Genomic DNA, 15,758 nt, shown 5'->3' with positions numbered 1-15,758 from the left:
CGCACAGGTCAACGCGCCGCTTCATTCTTGCCCGCCCTTCAAAAACCCGATACCCCGCGAGGCGAATTGCAAAGGAACCTGTCATGTCCGCACCTAAAAAAGTTGTCCTCGCCTATTCCGGTGGGCTTGATACCTCGATCATCCTGAAATGGCTGCAAACCGAATATGGCTGCGAGGTGGTGACTTTCACCGCCGATCTGGGTCAGGGCGAAGAGCTGGAACCCGCCCGCAAAAAAGCCGAGATGATGGGTGCCTCTGAGATATACATCGAAGATGTCCGCGAAGAATTTGTGCGCGACTTTGTTTTCCCGATGTTCCGCGCGAATGCGGTCTACGAAGGGCTTTATCTGTTGGGGACCTCTATCGCGCGACCGCTGATTTCGAAACGTCTGGTGGAAATTGCTGCCGAGACGGGTGCAGATGCAGTTGCACACGGCGCGACGGGCAAGGGCAACGATCAGGTTCGGTTTGAACTGGCCGCCTACGCGCTTAATCCAGATATCAAGGTGATCGCACCCTGGCGCGAGTGGGATTTGTCCAGCCGCACCAAGCTATTGGAATTTGCCGAAAAGAACCAAATTCCCGTTGCGAAAGACAAACGCGGCGAGGCACCGTTTAGTGTTGATGCAAACCTGCTGCACACGTCTTCCGAAGGCAAAGTGCTGGAAGACCCCGCCGTTGATGCGCCTGACTACGTGTATCAGCGCACGGTCAACCCTGAAGACGCACCAGACACACCCGAATATGTTGAAATCGGGTTTGAACGCGGCGATGCGGTTTCCATCAATGGTGAGGCAATGTCACCGGCCACGATCCTGACCAAACTGAATGAGCTTGGTGGAAAGCACGGCTGCGGGCGCCTTGATCTGGTTGAGGGTCGCTTTGTCGGTATGAAATCACGCGGGATTTACGAAACGCCAGGTGGCACTTTGCTTCTTGAGGCGCATCGCGGCATCGAATCAATCACGCTCGACCGGGGTGCCATGCACCTCAAGGATCAATTGATGCCGCAATATGCCGAGCTGATTTATAACGGCTTCTGGTTCAGCCCCGAACGCACAATGTTGCAGGCCGCGATTGACGCAAGCCAGACCCATGTGACGGGCACAGTGCGGCTAAAGCTTTACAAGGGCCATGTGCGTACTGTTGGCCGCTGGTCTGATCATTCATTGTATTCCGAGGCGCATGTGACTTTTGAAGATGACGCCGGCGCATACGACCAGAAAGACGCCCAAGGGTTCATTCAACTGAACGCCCTGCGCCTGAAATTGCTTGCAGCCCGAGAAAAGCGGCTAAAGCGTTAAAACAGAGACTAACAAGGCCTGCTGAGCTTATTTGCAGACAGCATCTGATAATAAGGCAAAGCTTGTGCCAACACCGCTTCGCTTTGTGCGTCAACCTTCGGCAAAGGGCCCTCTGCTTGCGCGAATCCTGTACTGCGGTGCACCGCACCATACCAATGCGCGGCCCAGACGCCGTCCTCTGGTCTGGGCCCCTCGGGCCAATGCAGCATTGCAGGATCAAAGACCAAATCAATCGCACGGCACAGGTCGCGTAACATCCCTTCGGGATCAGCCCGAATATCTGTGCTGTCGATGATCAAACCGCCAATTCGTCCATATAGTTCAGCTTGTTGGCGAAATCCGATGTCCTCAAGCGTCGGTGCCTCGCGTTTGGCGGCATAGCTTGCGATGACGCGGGCCGGGTGCCGGATCAGATGGATGTTTACGCAATCCGCTGCCCATTCCATAGGAAACCCATCAAGCATGTGGTGCGGCATATGTTTCATGTAAAGATGCGGCGATCCGGCTTTGGCGCAGGCCAGCGCTGCCTTGTCCGGATCGGTCTCGTGGTGCTTTAGAATATCATCGCGCATCGGATGAAGGGCACCGGACCGTGCCAGATACGCCGCATAAAAAGGTTCATCCATCACCGCGAAATCTGAACGCGCGCCAAAACTGTACATCATTGCGGTGCTCAGATTTCGAGGTCCAGACCACATTGCAATGCGCATTTTCCGATCGCTTTCTTTAGGGGTGTGAACGTCGATTCACCGGCTCTGGCGACGCTAGAAATGTTACGGCGTACTGCCAAGCGGTAAATTGCTTTCACCACCTCGTGACTTGGCGCGTGGAGCAGTTGCTCTTGGTGAACTGTGGGTGCAGCGTTTCATAAAACAGGAGCACGCAATGTCACATATGAACAATCTCAAGACTTTTGCCTTGGTCACGATGATCGCCATTGGCCTGTTTGCGCACTCAAAAACTGCGCATGCGGCTGGATCAGAGACGATTCTTGTCGCAGGTGGCTGTTTTTGGTGTGTCGAAGCAGATTTCGAATCCGTAAAGGGCGTCAAAGAAGCCGTATCAGGGTTTGCTGGTGGCAAGACGGCCAATCCAACCTACAAACAAGTCACGTCAGGTGGCACCGGCCATTATGAGGCCGTGCAGATCACATTTGATCCTGCGGTCGTCAGCCGCGATTCGATACTGGCCCTTTTCTTTCGCTCAATTGACCCAACGGATGCCGGTGGACAATTCTGTGATCGCGGTGCCAGCTATCGATCAGCCATTTTCCCAAACGGGCCTGACCAAAAAGCTGCGGCAGAACGGGCCAAAGCGGCTGCACAAGTGGATTTGGGACAAACGGTGGTTACCCCGATCCTAGGCCCAGCCAAGTTTTACCCGGCAGATGCCTACCATCAGAATTACTACAAAAGCAGTGACCGACTTGCGGTCAGCAGTGTTGGCATAGGGGTCAAGAAATCTGTGGCCTACAAACGCTACCGCAACGGTTGTGGTCGCGACCAGCGGGTTAAACAACTTTGGGGTGCGGCGGCCCCGTTTACGCATTAACCAAAATCATGATCCTGGATGTCTTTGAGATCCGGGATGACATCCGCTGTGCCATGGCGCATGACCATCAGCGCCCCTGCTTTTGACGCAAGGTCTATTGCCGCGGCAATGTCCATGCCTCGGTCCAGACCCGCAGCCAAATAACCGGTGAACGTATCACCAGCACCCGTGGTGTCGACTGGAACAACCTTGTAAGCGGCAAAGGATTCCGTGATTTTTTTCTTGTTAGAGACCCATTTGCACCCATCGCCGCCTAGGGTCACGACAATGTCCGAAATTGGTAAATCCTCTAGGTCTTTGCCAGTCGCCTCTCGCAGTTGTGCCGCCTCAACCTCATTCAAAACCAGCAAATCAACCTGATCCATGATCAATTGGGTCGCTTCGGCGTCAAAGGGTGCGGCGGCATAGATTACCCTAAGCCCCAGTGTTTTTGCTGTTGTCGCTGCATAAGATTGCCCAAGCGTTTCATTTTGCATCAACAATATGTCGCCTGGAGATGCTTCCGTCAGCGCGGCACCGATCATCTGGTCTGTCACGCCATGATTGGCCCCGGCAAACAACACGATGTTATTTTCGCCGTTCTGATCGACATTGATGTTCGCGTGCCCCATCGCAATGTCGATGGCTGACACATGCCGTGTGTCCACGCCATATTCCAGCAGGCGTTCAACTGCCCAACTTCCATTTGGCCCAACCGCCCCGATATGTTCGACACGCGCCCCGGCCCTCGCAGCGGCAACAGACATGTTCGCGCCTTTGCCGCCCAACCCCTGATCAAATTGCAGCGCGGCGAGCGTTTCGCCCGGGGCAGGCAAATGCGGCAACAGATAGAAATTATCCGTATTGATTGAGCCGAGATTCCAAATCATTCCCCAACCTTACAAGCCGCTAGAATTGCCATATTCAGAATGTCATTTGCCGTCGAGGTCGATGAACAGATTTGAATGGATTTATCCAACCCCGTCAGGATCGGTCCAATCACCGTAGCGCCGGCCATTTCCTGCATCAATTTCACCGAGATACTTGCAGAATGCCTTGCCGGGACGACAAGAATATTTGCTGGCCCTGTAAGCCGCGAAAACGGATAGTTCTTCTGCGATTCAGCGTTCAGCGCGACGTCGACTGTCATCTCACCTTCGTATTCGAAATCCACACCGCGCTGATCAAGGATCATGGGCGCTTTGTGCATTTTCTCAGCACGTTCCGAGACAGGATATCCAAACGTAGAAAAGCTGACAAAGGCGACACGTGGCTCAAGCCCAAGGTGTCGGGCGACACGCGCACCGCTGACAGCGATATTGGCCAGATCATTTTCATCAGGCCATTCATGCACCAAAGTATCCGCGATAAAGACAATCCGTCCCTTGTGCAGCAATGCGGTGAAACCTGCGGCCCCATGTTCGGGGTTTGCCTCAAACACATGGTTCAGCCGCTCAAGAACATGCGCAGATTTCCGCGTGGCACCCGTAACCAGACCATCACCATGACCGTGCTCCAACATCAGGGCCCCAAAAACGTGGCGATCCCGCGCCGCGAGGCGGTGAATATCTTTGGCGTCAAAGCCACGCCGCTGCAAACGCCCGTAAAGATATTCCTTGTAGCTGTCCAAATGGTGCGAATTTGCAGCATTGACCACTTCAAGCTCGCGCACCGCATCCTCCATGCCGCTTGCCAGCAGCTTGGCCTTTACGTCTTCCTGTCGACCGACAACCAATGCCTTGCCCAACCCGGATCGCTGATACAAAACAGCCGCCCGCAAGACGCGTGGATCGTCGCCTTCGGCAAAAATCATCCGCGCTTGGTTGTTGCGCGCACGCGCGTTGATGCCACGCAGGATATTGGCCGTGGGATCCATCCGCGATTTCAGGCTTAGCTCATAGGCGTCCATGTCGATAATCGGACGCCGTGCGGCACCGGTATCCATTCCCGCGCGCGCAACGGCAGGCGGGATGCGATGGATCAGACGCGGATCAAACGGCGTGGGAATGATATAGTCACGCCCAAAGCTCAGGGTTTTGCCATAGGCCAAAGCAACTTCATCTGGAACGTCTTCCCGTGCAAGTTTGGCCAGCGCATGGGCGCAAGCGATCTTCATTTCGTCATTGATCGCACGGGCGTTGATGTCGAGCGCACCGCGAAAAAGATAAGGAAAGCCCAAAACATTATTGACCTGATTGGGGTAATCACTGCGTCCGGTGGCAACAATCGCGTCCATCCGAACCGCGTGCGCTTCTTCCGGTGTGATCTCTGGGTCGGGGTTCGCCATTGCGAAAATGACCGGGTTATCCGCCATGCTGGCGACCATATCCTGTGTGACCGCGCCCTTGACGCTGACACCCAGAAACACATCTGCCCCATCCATCGCTTCTTCCAATGTCCGCAGGTCGGTCGTGGCGGCATGCGCCGATTTCCACTGATTCATACCTTCGGTACGGCCCTGGTAAATGACGCCCTTGGTATCACACATGATACAGTTGTCATGCCGTGCACCCATCGCTTTAAGCAATTCAAGACACGCAATTCCGGCCGCACCTGCACCGTTCAAGACAATACGCACGTCCTCGATTTTCTTGCCGGAAATGTGCAACGCATTCAAAAGTCCCGCCGCACAGATGACGGCCGTTCCGTGTTGGTCATCATGAAAGACTGGGATGTTCATTTCTTCCTTGAGGCGCTGTTCAATGATGAAACATTCCGGTGCCTTGATGTCTTCCAGATTGATCCCGCCAAAGGTCGGCCCCATCAACTTGACTGCATTGATGAACGCATCCGTGTCTTCAGTGTCCAGCTCAATATCGATGGAATTCACATCGGCAAATCGTTTGAACAGAACCGCCTTGCCTTCCATCACCGGCTTGGACGCCAGGGCCCCAAGGTTGCCCAACCCAAGAACCGCCGTCCCATTGGAAATAACCGCAACAAGGTTACCCTTGTTGGTGTAGTCGTAAGCCGTCTCCGGATTTTCTGCGATCGCCTCGCAGGGCACAGCGACGCCAGGCGAATACGCCAACGACAAATCCCGCTGCGTGGTCATCGGCACTGTTGCGGTAATCTCAAACTTGCCGGGCGTGGGTTCCAAATGGAAAGCAAGCGCTTCGGCGTCGGTAATACGGGTCTTGGACAAGGGTTTTGACTTTCTCTTTTTGATGACCTTAGCCATCTGCGCGCAGACCTACAATCACACAGCAGTCAGCGACAAAAACTTCATCAGGCGATGTAACGAACCCAACTATGGTTTCCCAGAAACGCATCATGGCGTTGTGGGAAATCTGCCTTGAGCTGCGCAAGCGCCCAACGGATGACTTGAGGTCGGTCGCACCTGTTGGCGCACCAAACGATACGAACCAATGTCTGCCAACGTGAAGGGTCCGCTTTGAAAGCCCGGTCAAGCGCGATCAGTTCTGATTTTGGTTCATCCAGTTGCTTGTGGCAATCGGCTTGAAGCAAAAATAGCTTGGCATTGTCCCTGACCAGTTGGGGGTGTTGTTCCAGAAGTCTGACAGCGTGTTCACCGGCACCAACAGCCAAAACCCTGCGCCCGACTTCTTCCAGGCTCGTTGCGGTTTTCAACGTGGGATAATGCCCCAGAACAGTCACTACAAAGGCCATAACCTGTGCCGTTCCTGTTTTGGAAAGCATGACAGGCACAATGCCGTCTATTGAAAAGCGAGGTTCTGAAAGAGGTTTGTCGCCTTTGAAATCAGCAAAGAAACTGACGTACCGGCACTGTGCCGCGTTCGCCAACGGCCAAAAGTCGGTCCATCGGAACTGCGCGGTCTGCAACGTTCCGATCTCAATCACAAAGGCATCCGGATTGGCAAACAGCATATTGGTAAATCCCGCGCCGTGATAGGAAACCATCATCTCGGCGTTCGCCATCAACGCGATCTGCTCAAGCGGGGTCAGGCTTTCAAAAACAACGTACTCAAAACCAAACAGCCTGAGGTGATCATACAGCATATCCTCCCCTTCCATGTGCCGTGATCTGCTTTGCCGTGTGTCACGGCCAACATAGAACCGACGGGGAAGATGGCCAAAATCATGACCTTCGATTGCCTGCAACGCCCGGGCACGCAGTGTCAGCAATGCTGAACTTACTGAATTCATCGAAAGGACCGGCTGAAGCGTTATATCTGTCAGCCCCACTTGGTCTGCCAATCCGGCGGGTGCGTGCTTTTCAATGCCAGCAACATCTTCCAATGGCCGCATTGGATGTGACCCAACAAGATCGAAAGCTGTAAGCACTTTTTCATAGTCTTTCGGGGACCGTTCAAAAAAAACCCGGCCCTCGAACTCAGGAAAAAGCGCCATCACAAAAGCCTCGGCAAAGGGGCGTTGCTTGTCTTCCTGGTTTGGGAAGTGGAAATAGATGTTTCCCTGAAATCCAAGCGTATCAAGCAATGTGAGTTGCGGCAGGGATTCGGTGATAAAGTGATAATAGTTGAACGTATTGCGACATTCGATGGCAAAGGCGATATCAGGCTCTAATAAGCCTGAATAGATCGGAATTTCACGATCTTTGTTGTCACTCCGACACCCGGAAAAAAAGGCGTCAAGCCGCGCATCCACGTCAGGATCAGACTCCTCGTTTTCCCGCCGATACTGGTTTAGCAAACGCGTCCCGGATGCCCCGATCAACAACAATCGGTCATGCGCCATGATGTAGGATTTGCGAAAACTTGCATGCTCAAGCACCACTGGAACAGCATTGTACTCAATCGCGCGAGAGAATTTTTTGTCACGCTTGGTTGCCGTGAGAAATACCGATATCTTTTGGTTAATCTCTTTAAAAGCGCTGGCAGAAAACCCTTCGATCACCGCCTTTGGCATCGAACGCCAAATGAATTCAGGCTCCAGCAGCAACCGAAACCCGGGGTCACGCCATGGGTTCAGAAACAGGGTATCAGGCGGAGACCTTAGTTCAATTTTGTTGCGCACAGAGTCCAGCAGCTTTCATGTGGTCTGATCGTTACCCAATTTTAACACGATCCTTGCACCCGTCCACCGAGAACCCGCTTCGCTGCCCCTTTCCCTAGGGGGCGTGGTTTTGTACAGACACGTATGCAAGCGGGGGATGCACGTGGGCGACGATAAGATCACACCAATGATGGCGCAATATCTCGACCTTAAGGCCGGATATAACGACGCATTGCTGTTCTACCGCATGGGTGATTTTTACGAGATGTTCTTTGATGATGCAGTTGCCGCAGCAGAAGCATTGGATATCGCCCTGACGAAACGAGGCCGGCACAATGGCCAGGACATCCCGATGTGCGGCGTCCCGGTTCACGCAGCCGAAGGGTATTTGCTGACGTTGATCCGCAAAGGGTTTCGCGTGGCCGTCTGCGAACAGATGGAAAGCCCAGCAGAAGCCAAAAAGCGCGGTCATAAATCAGTGGTCAATCGCGATGTTGTGCGGTTGGTGACGCCCGGCACCTTAACAGAAGAATCGCTGCTAGAGGCGCGCCGACACAACTATCTGGCCACCTTTGCCGAAGTGCGCGATGCCGCCGCCTTGGCTTGGGTTGATATTTCTACAGGCGCGTTTCATGTCATGCCGCTGACACCTTTGCGACTTGGTCCCGAGCTTGCGCGGCTGTCTCCGTCAGAGCTGGTTGTATCGGAGGCCAAAGAGGCTGATTTACGCAATTTAGTCTCTGAATTCGGGATTGCTATGACCGCCCTTGCCGCATCGGCATTTGACAGCACCAGTGCCGAAAAACGCATCTGTGATCTGTTTGGCATCGCGGCGCTGGACGCCTTTGGAACCTTCACCCGGGCCGAGGTTTCAGCAATGGGTGCTTTGATCGAGTACCTTCAAATTACTCAAAAAGGCAAATTGCCCCTTCTGAGCCCTCCGCACAAAGAAAGCGAAGCACGGACCGTGCAAATCGACGCGGCCACAAGGCGCAATCTCGAACTGACCCATAGCCTTACTGGGGGGCGCGCCGGGTCGCTGCTTGCGATCATGGATCGAACCTGTACGGCTGCTGGTGCGCGCCTGCTTGAACGCCGGATTTCCAGCCCTTCACGGCTGTTAGAGACGATACTGGACCGCCTTGATGCTGTGACATTCTGTTTCACAGATGCGCGTGCGACACAAGATATCCGCACCATCCTGCGCAGTGTGCCCGATCTGGATCGGGCGTTATCGCGGCTGTCTCTTGATCGCGCCGGGCCGCGTGACCTTGCATCAATGCGCAACGGGTTGATCGAGGCCGCCAAATTGGCAACGCAGCTCAATCAGCGGAACCTTCCCGCACTTATCAAAACTGCAGCGGCAGGGTTGGTTGGCCATGACGATCTGATTGACCTCTTGGAGGACGCACTTGTTGCAGAACCACCCCTGCTCACACGCGACGGCGGCTTTATCGCACCCGGTTATGAGGCCGAGCTGGATGAAGCCCGCAAACTGCGGGATGAGGGCCGCAGTGTGATCGCACAAATGCAGCAGCAATTCGTCTCTGACACAGGTATCGCCTCACTTAAGATCAAGCACAACAACGTCCTTGGGTACTTTATCGAAACAACCGCCGTCCACGCGGAAAAAATGCTGTCGCCCCCCCTCTCCGAAACCTTCATCCATCGGCAAACCACCGCAAACCAGGTGCGTTTTACCACGGTGGCCTTGTCCGAGATGGAGACAAAGATACTGAATGCGGGAAATCATGCGCTTGAAATCGAAAAGCGGCTCTATGAAGGTCTAAAAGCAGAAATATTGGCGCGGGCGGCCGAAATTGGTGTGACATCAACCGGGCTTGCCGAGATTGATTTGGCAGCCGCTCTGGCGGACCTTGCGCAGGCGGAAAACTGGGTACGTCCAAAGGTCGACAACAGCCGCGCATTTGCCATTCAGGGCGGTCGGCACCCGGTTGTTGAACGCGCATTGGCACAACAATCGGGCGAACCTTTCATTGCCAACGACTGTGATCTCAGCGCAGAGGCGGAAGCCGCGAACATCTGGTTGCTGACCGGGCCGAACATGGCGGGTAAATCAACTTTTCTGAGGCAGAATGCGCTGATCGCCCTCATGGCACAGATGGGCAGCTATGTTCCCGCCACCTCCGCCCACATCGGGTTGATCAGCCAGCTGTTCAGCCGGGTTGGCGCATCGGATGATCTGGCGCGGGGCCGTTCGACATTTATGGTCGAAATGGTAGAAACAGCCGCGATTTTGAACCAGGCAGATGATCGGGCATTGGTCATTCTCGATGAAATCGGCCGCGGCACCGCCACATATGATGGCCTGTCGATCGCATGGGCCACGCTGGAACATTTGCATGACGTGAACCGGGCGCGCGCCCTCTTTGCAACACACTATCATGAAATGACTGCCTTATCAGGCAAGCTTGATGGCGTTGATAACGCCACGGTCGCGGTAAAGGAGTGGGACGGCGAGGTGATCTTTCTTCACGAGGTCCGAAAGGGCGCCGCAGATAGATCATATGGCGTGCAGGTCGCACAGCTTGCCGGGTTGCCCGAAGCGGTGATTGCCCGCGCCCGCGTGGTACTTGAAGCGCTGGAAAAAGGCGAGCGCGAGGGGGGTGCGAAACAAAAAACCCTGATCGACGACCTGCCCTTGTTTTCCGTCAACCCAACGCCTGCACCAACGCCCAGCAAGCCATCTTTGGTCGAAGAACAGCTCAAAGATATTCTTCCCGACGAACTTACCCCGCGCGAAGCGCTGGACTTGCTTTACAAATTGAAAGAGGCGGCCAGATCCTGACCGCCTCTGCCTTGCCTTGTTCAGCAATCTCAGGATGCAGGATATTCAGGCCCAGGAGCGCTTGCTGGCGTTGATGATACGCCAACCTGTGCCGGGCGCAGCAGGCGGTCATGCAACATGAAACCTTCAGCCGCAACCTGAATGATGTCTCCTGCCCGCGTCCCGGGAACAGGTGCCTCAAACATTGCCTGATGACTCTGGGGATCGAACCGGTCACCGACTTTTGGTTCGATCAGGTCGATTCCGTGTTTTTTGAATACGTTGAGCAATTCCCGCATGGTCAGCTCTACGCCTTCCAGCAGCGGGCCGGAAACAGCGCGTTGATCTTCGGTCGCCACTTCAAGAGCACGCTTCATGTTGTCGTAGACAGGCAACATATCACGCGCCAGCTTTGAACCGCCGTAATTCTCGGCCTCGCGCCGATCTTTGTCAGATCGCTTGCGCGCGTTCTCTGCATCTGCAAGCGCGCGCATAAACCGATCTTTCAGCTGATCACGCTCTGCGCGAAGCTGATCCAATTCTAACGCTTCATCATCAATTTCAGCCATTTCATCGGCGTATTCATCCGCCTCGGCCTCATCAATATCATCCAGAAATTCGTTCTCTTTCGGCTCTGCCATCTTCCACCTCTAACTCCGGTCGGAAATCAGTTTTCCAACCAGTTGCGCCGTGTAATTCACAATCGGCACGATACGTCCATAGTTTAGGCGTGTGGGACCAATCACTCCGACGGCACCAATCACCTTTCGATCAGCGTTCATATAAGGGGAAACCACCAAAGAGGAACCCGAAAGTGAGAAAAGTTTGTTCTCTGAACCGATAAAAATGCGTACACCTTCACCGCCTTCGGCCAAATCAAGGAATTCTGCGATATCGCGTTTGCGTTCGAGGTCGTCAAAGAGGTTCCGAATCCGCGCCAGATCCTCCCCTTCGCCATCTTCGCTCAACAGGTTCGATCGACCCCGCACAATCAGCCGCTCAGTCGCCTCGTCTTCGCCCTGCCACAACGCAAGACCACTTTCGACCAGTTGTTGCGCCAAGATGTCTATCTCTTGACGTCTTTGTGCAATTTCATTGCCTATGGTCCGTTGCAGTTCAGTGATTGTTTTTCCCTCTACCAGCGCATTGAGAAAATTTGCCGCCTCTCTCATCGAGCTTGGTGTTTGCCCAGGCGGAGGTGTGAACAGACGGTTTTCAACATGACCGTCGGAAAACACCAGAACGACCAACGCACGTTCATGAGAAAGCGACACAAATTCGATGTGCTTGATTGGCGCTTCATGTTTGGGCGTCAGAACAAGAGATGCACCATGCGTGACACCTGACAGCGCGGAACCGATCCGATCTAACAAGCCCCCAACATCAGTGGCATTGCTGCCCATCGTCGCGTCTATTTTTTCGCGGTCCGTTTCGGAAGGATCACCGATTTCAATCATTCCATCGACAAACATCCGCAGACCCATCTGTGTGGGAATACGCCCTGCACTGACATGGGGCGACCCAAGCAGACCCATATATTCGAGGTCCTGCATCACATTCCGAATTGTCGCAGCGCTGACCTTTTCGCTGAAATCACGCGTCAGCGTGCGGGACCCCACAGGATCACCGTTGGCCAGGTAACCTTCGACCACCCGGCGAAATACTTCGCGGGATCTGTCATTCATGTCGTTCAGCATATCTGAGGTCTCTGTCATGGCATCCTCTGTTTGTCCTACAGTAAAGGTGCACAACAACCAAACGTCAAACGGGGTTGCATCCCCGCACATCTGAGCGGTATCTCGACACTAACATCAAAAAGGAAAGAATATGCGTCCATCTGGCCGGAAACTCGATGAAATGCGCGCTGTCAGTGTTGACGTGGGCTTTACCAAACATGCCGAAGGGTCGGCATTGATCAAAGTGGGCGACACGCATGTTTTGTGCACCGCCACAGTTGAGGACCGCGTGCCGCCTTTCATCAAAGGATCAGGACTGGGATGGGTCACTGCGGAATACGGTATGTTGCCGCGTGCCACCAACACCCGCATGCGCCGCGAGGCGGCATCGGGGAAACAGGGCGGCCGGACTGTTGAAATTCAGCGCCTCATTGGTCGGTCCCTGCGCGCAGGCGTTGACCGGGTCGCATTGGGCGAACGTCAGATCACCGTCGATTGCGATGTGTTGCAAGCTGATGGCGGCACCCGTTGCGCGGCCATCACCGGCGGCTGGATCGCCCTGCGTCTGGCGGTGAACAAGCTGATGAAAGCTGGCGATGTGATCAGTGATCCGCTTATTGATCCAGTCGCGGCCACAAGTTGCGGGATTTATGCAGGCCAGCCCGTGCTTGACCTGGACTATCCGGAAGATTCTGAGGCGGGCGTTGACGGCAACTTTATCATGACCGGCACCGGACAACTCATCGAAGTTCAAATGAGCGCAGAGGGATCAACCTATTCCCGCGGTCAGATGAACGAACTGATGGATTTGGCAGAAAAAGGTGTGGCGGAACTGGTGGCAATACAAAAGTCAGTCACATCATGACCCGAAAGTTCACCGACACCCGCATCTTGATCGCCACCCACAACGCCGGGAAGCTTGAAGAGATGGGCCAGTTGTTCGCGCCATATGGCGTGACCGTGGTGGGTGCCGCTGAACTGAACCTGCTCGAACCAGAAGAAACCGAAAGCACATTTGTCGGCAACGCGCGCATCAAAGCGCATGCTGCGGCCCAGGCAACCGGCCTTCCGGCGCTTTCGGACGATTCCGGGATTGAGGTAGAGGCGCTGGACAATGCGCCCGGTGTCTATACCGCCGATTGGGCTGAAACACCCAACGGTCGTGATTTCATTGCGGCAATGACCAAGACCCACGACCTTCTTGAAAAGAAAAACGCGCCTCACCCACGGCGTGCTCGTTTTTGTGCAACTCTCGTGTTGGCGTGGCCAGACGGACATGACGAAGTGTTCGAGGGCAAAGTGAACGGATCGCTGGTATGGCCGATGCGTGGCCGGCAGGGACATGGCTATGATCCGATGTTCCTGCCTAACGGGTACGAAGTTACCTTTGCCGAAATGGATGCGGATGCAAAGAATGCAATCAGCCACCGTGCGGATGCTTTCAGCAAACTGATTTCAGCCTGTTTTGACTGAAGATTGGCAGCATGGCGGGTTTGGCCTTTATATCCATTGGCCGTTTTGCGAGGCAAAATGCCCCTATTGCGACTTCAATTCGCATGTCAGTCGGCACATAGATCAACGGGCATGGCGGGACGCCTACCTGACAGAGCTTACGCGCGCAGCCTCAGAGACATCTGGACGCGTGCTAAACGCTGTTTTTTTTGGCGGAGGCACACCCAGCTTGATGGACCCCGATGTCGTTGCTGACATCATAACGCACATCAAGCAGTTATGGCCAACCGCCAATGACCTTGAAATCACGCTCGAAGCGAACCCAAGTTCTGTCGAAGCAGGCCGCTTTGCAGCCTACCGCCAAGCTGGGATAAGCAGAGTGTCCATGGGCATTCAGGCACTGAACGATCCGGACCTGCGGCGGCTGGGTCGTATCCATAGCGCAGCTGAAGCATTGGCTGCCTTTGATATCGCACGAAATGCTTTTGACAGGGTTAGCTTCGATCTGATTTACGGACGACAGGATCAAACATTGGCAGAATGGGAAAACGAGCTAAAACAGGCTCTAAATCTGGCGATTGATCATCTTTCGCTTTACCAGCTTACTATCGAAAGCGGCACGGCATTTGGTGATCGGTATGCCCGCGGAAAACTGCGGGGTTTGCCCGATGATGATCTGGGCGCAGATATGTATGAACTGACCCAAGATCTGTGTGGTGCGATGGGAATGCCCGCCTATGAGGTATCAAACCATGCCCGTGACGGTGCCCAATCCCGGCACAACCTGATCTACTGGCGCTATGGTGACTATGTTGGCATCGGCCCCGGCGCGCATGGTCGCATCACGGTTGGTGGGCAAAAATTGGCAACCGTCTGTTATAGCAATCCACTTCGCTGGCTTGATGGCGTCGCGGACAAAACGTCAGAAAAGCCGCGCGAAGCTTTATCCCGGCGGGATCAGGCAAATGAGTTTCTGCTGATGGGTCTTCGCCTGAAAGAAGGCGTAAGCCTGGATCGGTACGAAAGGTTACTGGGCCAGCCATTGCCCGAGGACAAGATTGCTCACCTCGAGGACATAGACATGATCACGCGCGCCAATGACAATATATCTGTTACAAATCAAGGGGTTATGTTACTGAACGCCGTTCTTGAAGAGCTTCTTGTCGATTAGCTTCCGCTTAACTTCCGACACAACTCATCAAGGTCATCCAACGACTTGTAATGCACCGTCATCTGACCGGCCTCTTGCCCCGGTTTGTGCGCAAGCTCGACTTTCATCCCAAGGCTCGCCGACAGATCCCCCTCAAGCGCCTTGGTATCTGCATCTTTTTCGGTCTTCGGTTTCGCAGAGTCCTTGGAAAAGATGTTATCGCTAGTGCCCGTCTGTTCTTTCTTGACCAAAGCCTCTGCTGCTCGAACCGACAAGCCGCCTTTGACAATCTGTTTTGCCAGCTTCACTGGGTCCTCGGCTGGAACCAGCGCGCGCGCATGCCCAGCACTCAGATCACCGGCGCGGAGCATTTCCAGAACGGGCTCAGGCAGGTTCAGCAATCGCAGCAGGTTTGCGATATGGCTGCGGCTCTTGCCCAGTGCTTCGGCCATTTTCTCTTGGGTATGTCCAAATTTATCCATGAGCTGCCGATAACCCGCAGCCTCTTCTACAGAGTTCAGATCAGCACGCTGGATGTTCTCGATAATGGCAACTTCCAAAACCTCGACATCAGTAAAGTTGCGCACAATGACAGGAAGCTCATGAAGCTGAGCGATCTGTGACGCGCGCCAGCGACGTTCACCAGCGACAATTTCATAACTGCCATCATCCCGCTTGCGCACGATCAAGGGCTGAATGACGCCCTTTTCCTTGATTGACGCAGCGAGATCATCCAGATCACCCTGATCAAACCGTTTCCGTGGTTGCTCCGGATTCGGGGATATGCGTTCGATCGGGACGTATTGCTCTGCGGCGACGGTCCCCCGGGCAACTGCCTCCTCCGTCTCCGAAACATCCGCCATCAGCGCAGACAGCCCGCGCCCCAAGCCACGTTTACGATCTGATCTGTCTGCCATGGT

At 54.5% G+C, this 15,758-nt stretch carries 13 protein-coding genes; 6 read left to right on the top strand and 7 right to left on the bottom strand.

Translation table 11 applies throughout. The features are described 5' to 3' along the window. Window positions 1-83 precede the first annotated feature (83 nt). Window positions 84-1,304 (top strand): argininosuccinate synthase, encoded by a 1,221-nt coding sequence (locus C1J02_RS00625; protein ID WP_114876683.1) that lies wholly within the window; start codon window positions 84-86, stop codon window positions 1,302-1,304. Between the two features lie 8 nt (window positions 1,305-1,312). On the opposite strand, the gene C1J02_RS00620 is transcribed toward C1J02_RS00625, so the two are convergent. Next, on the bottom strand, window positions 1,313-2,014 hold the full coding sequence (locus tag C1J02_RS00620; protein ID WP_114876682.1) for an HAD family hydrolase: 702 nt from the start codon (window positions 2,012-2,014) through the stop codon (window positions 1,313-1,315). A 175-nt stretch (window positions 2,015-2,189) separates the two neighbouring features. Here C1J02_RS00620 and msrA point away from each other — a divergent pair, with 175 nt between their 5' ends. After that, window positions 2,190-2,855: a peptide-methionine (S)-S-oxide reductase MsrA gene (msrA, locus tag C1J02_RS00615; protein WP_114876681.1), complete on the top strand. Its 666-nt coding sequence runs from the start codon at window positions 2,190-2,192 to the stop codon at window positions 2,853-2,855. Here msrA and C1J02_RS00610 read toward each other — a convergent pair. The 3 genes from C1J02_RS00610 to C1J02_RS00600 all read right to left on the bottom strand — a co-directional run bounded on the left by C1J02_RS00610 (window position 2,852) and on the right by C1J02_RS00600 (window position 7,793). After that, window positions 2,852-3,724 carry a ribokinase gene (locus C1J02_RS00610; protein ID WP_114876680.1) on the bottom strand — a complete coding sequence of 291 codons (873 nt, stop codon included), beginning with the start codon at window positions 3,722-3,724 and terminating at the stop codon, window positions 2,852-2,854. The two genes, msrA and C1J02_RS00610, sit on opposite strands and share 4 nt — an antisense overlap. Further along, entirely contained in the window at window positions 3,721-5,979 is a 2,259-nt protein-coding gene (locus C1J02_RS00605) for an NADP-dependent malic enzyme (RefSeq protein ID WP_114880281.1), read from the bottom strand. The genes C1J02_RS00610 and C1J02_RS00605 overlap by 4 nt, the downstream gene beginning before the upstream one ends. An 83-nt stretch (window positions 5,980-6,062) precedes the next feature. Next, window positions 6,063-7,793 (bottom strand): glycosyltransferase family 61 protein, encoded by a 1,731-nt coding sequence (locus C1J02_RS00600; RefSeq protein ID WP_114876679.1) that lies wholly within the window; start codon window positions 7,791-7,793, stop codon window positions 6,063-6,065. A gap of 166 nt (window positions 7,794-7,959) precedes the next feature. Here C1J02_RS00600 and mutS point away from each other — a divergent pair, with 166 nt between their 5' ends. Further along, window positions 7,960-10,581, top strand: a complete 2,622-nt coding sequence (gene mutS, locus C1J02_RS00595; RefSeq protein WP_114880280.1) for a DNA mismatch repair protein MutS — start codon at window positions 7,960-7,962, stop codon at window positions 10,579-10,581. 29 nt (window positions 10,582-10,610) lie between these two features. Here mutS and C1J02_RS00590 read toward each other — a convergent pair whose 3' ends face one another. Then, a complete protein-coding gene (locus C1J02_RS00590; RefSeq protein WP_114876678.1) occupies window positions 10,611-11,201 on the bottom strand; it encodes a nucleotide exchange factor GrpE in 591 nt (196 codons plus the stop codon). A 9-nt stretch (window positions 11,202-11,210) separates the two neighbouring features. Then, window positions 11,211-12,275 (bottom strand): heat-inducible transcriptional repressor HrcA, encoded by a 1,065-nt coding sequence (hrcA, locus tag C1J02_RS00585; protein WP_114880279.1) that lies wholly within the window; start codon window positions 12,273-12,275, stop codon window positions 11,211-11,213. Between the two features lie 112 nt (window positions 12,276-12,387). Here hrcA and rph point away from each other — a divergent pair, with 112 nt between their 5' ends. Genes rph through hemW form a run of 3 tightly spaced genes read left to right on the top strand, consistent with a single transcriptional unit; the run spans window position 12,388 to window position 14,859 of the window. After that, a complete protein-coding gene (gene rph / locus C1J02_RS00580; protein WP_114876677.1) occupies window positions 12,388-13,101 on the top strand; it encodes a ribonuclease PH in 714 nt (237 codons plus the stop codon). Next, window positions 13,098-13,709, top strand: coding sequence for an RdgB/HAM1 family non-canonical purine NTP pyrophosphatase (gene rdgB, locus C1J02_RS00575; protein ID WP_114876676.1), 612 nt, complete (start codon window positions 13,098-13,100; stop codon window positions 13,707-13,709). The genes rph and rdgB overlap by 4 nt, the downstream gene beginning before the upstream one ends. Further along, the gene (gene hemW / locus C1J02_RS00570) at window positions 13,702-14,859 is read left to right on the top strand and encodes a radical SAM family heme chaperone HemW (protein WP_114876675.1); all 1,158 of its coding nucleotides are present in this window, start codon (window positions 13,702-13,704) and stop codon (window positions 14,857-14,859) included. Before rdgB ends, hemW begins: the two co-directional genes overlap by 8 nt. Here the strand turns inward: hemW and C1J02_RS00565 are convergent. Then, window positions 14,856-15,755: a ParB/RepB/Spo0J family partition protein gene (locus C1J02_RS00565; protein WP_114880278.1), complete on the bottom strand. Its 900-nt coding sequence runs from the start codon at window positions 15,753-15,755 to the stop codon at window positions 14,856-14,858. The two genes, hemW and C1J02_RS00565, sit on opposite strands and share 4 nt — an antisense overlap. Window positions 15,756-15,758 lie beyond the last annotated feature (3 nt).

This window comes from Sulfitobacter sp. SK011, assembly GCF_003352065.1.
Taxonomy (GTDB): Bacteria; Pseudomonadota; Alphaproteobacteria; order Rhodobacterales; family Rhodobacteraceae; genus Sulfitobacter.
Note: the sequence above shows the minus strand (reverse complement) of the source record. Positions and strands in the feature narration are given on the sequence as shown.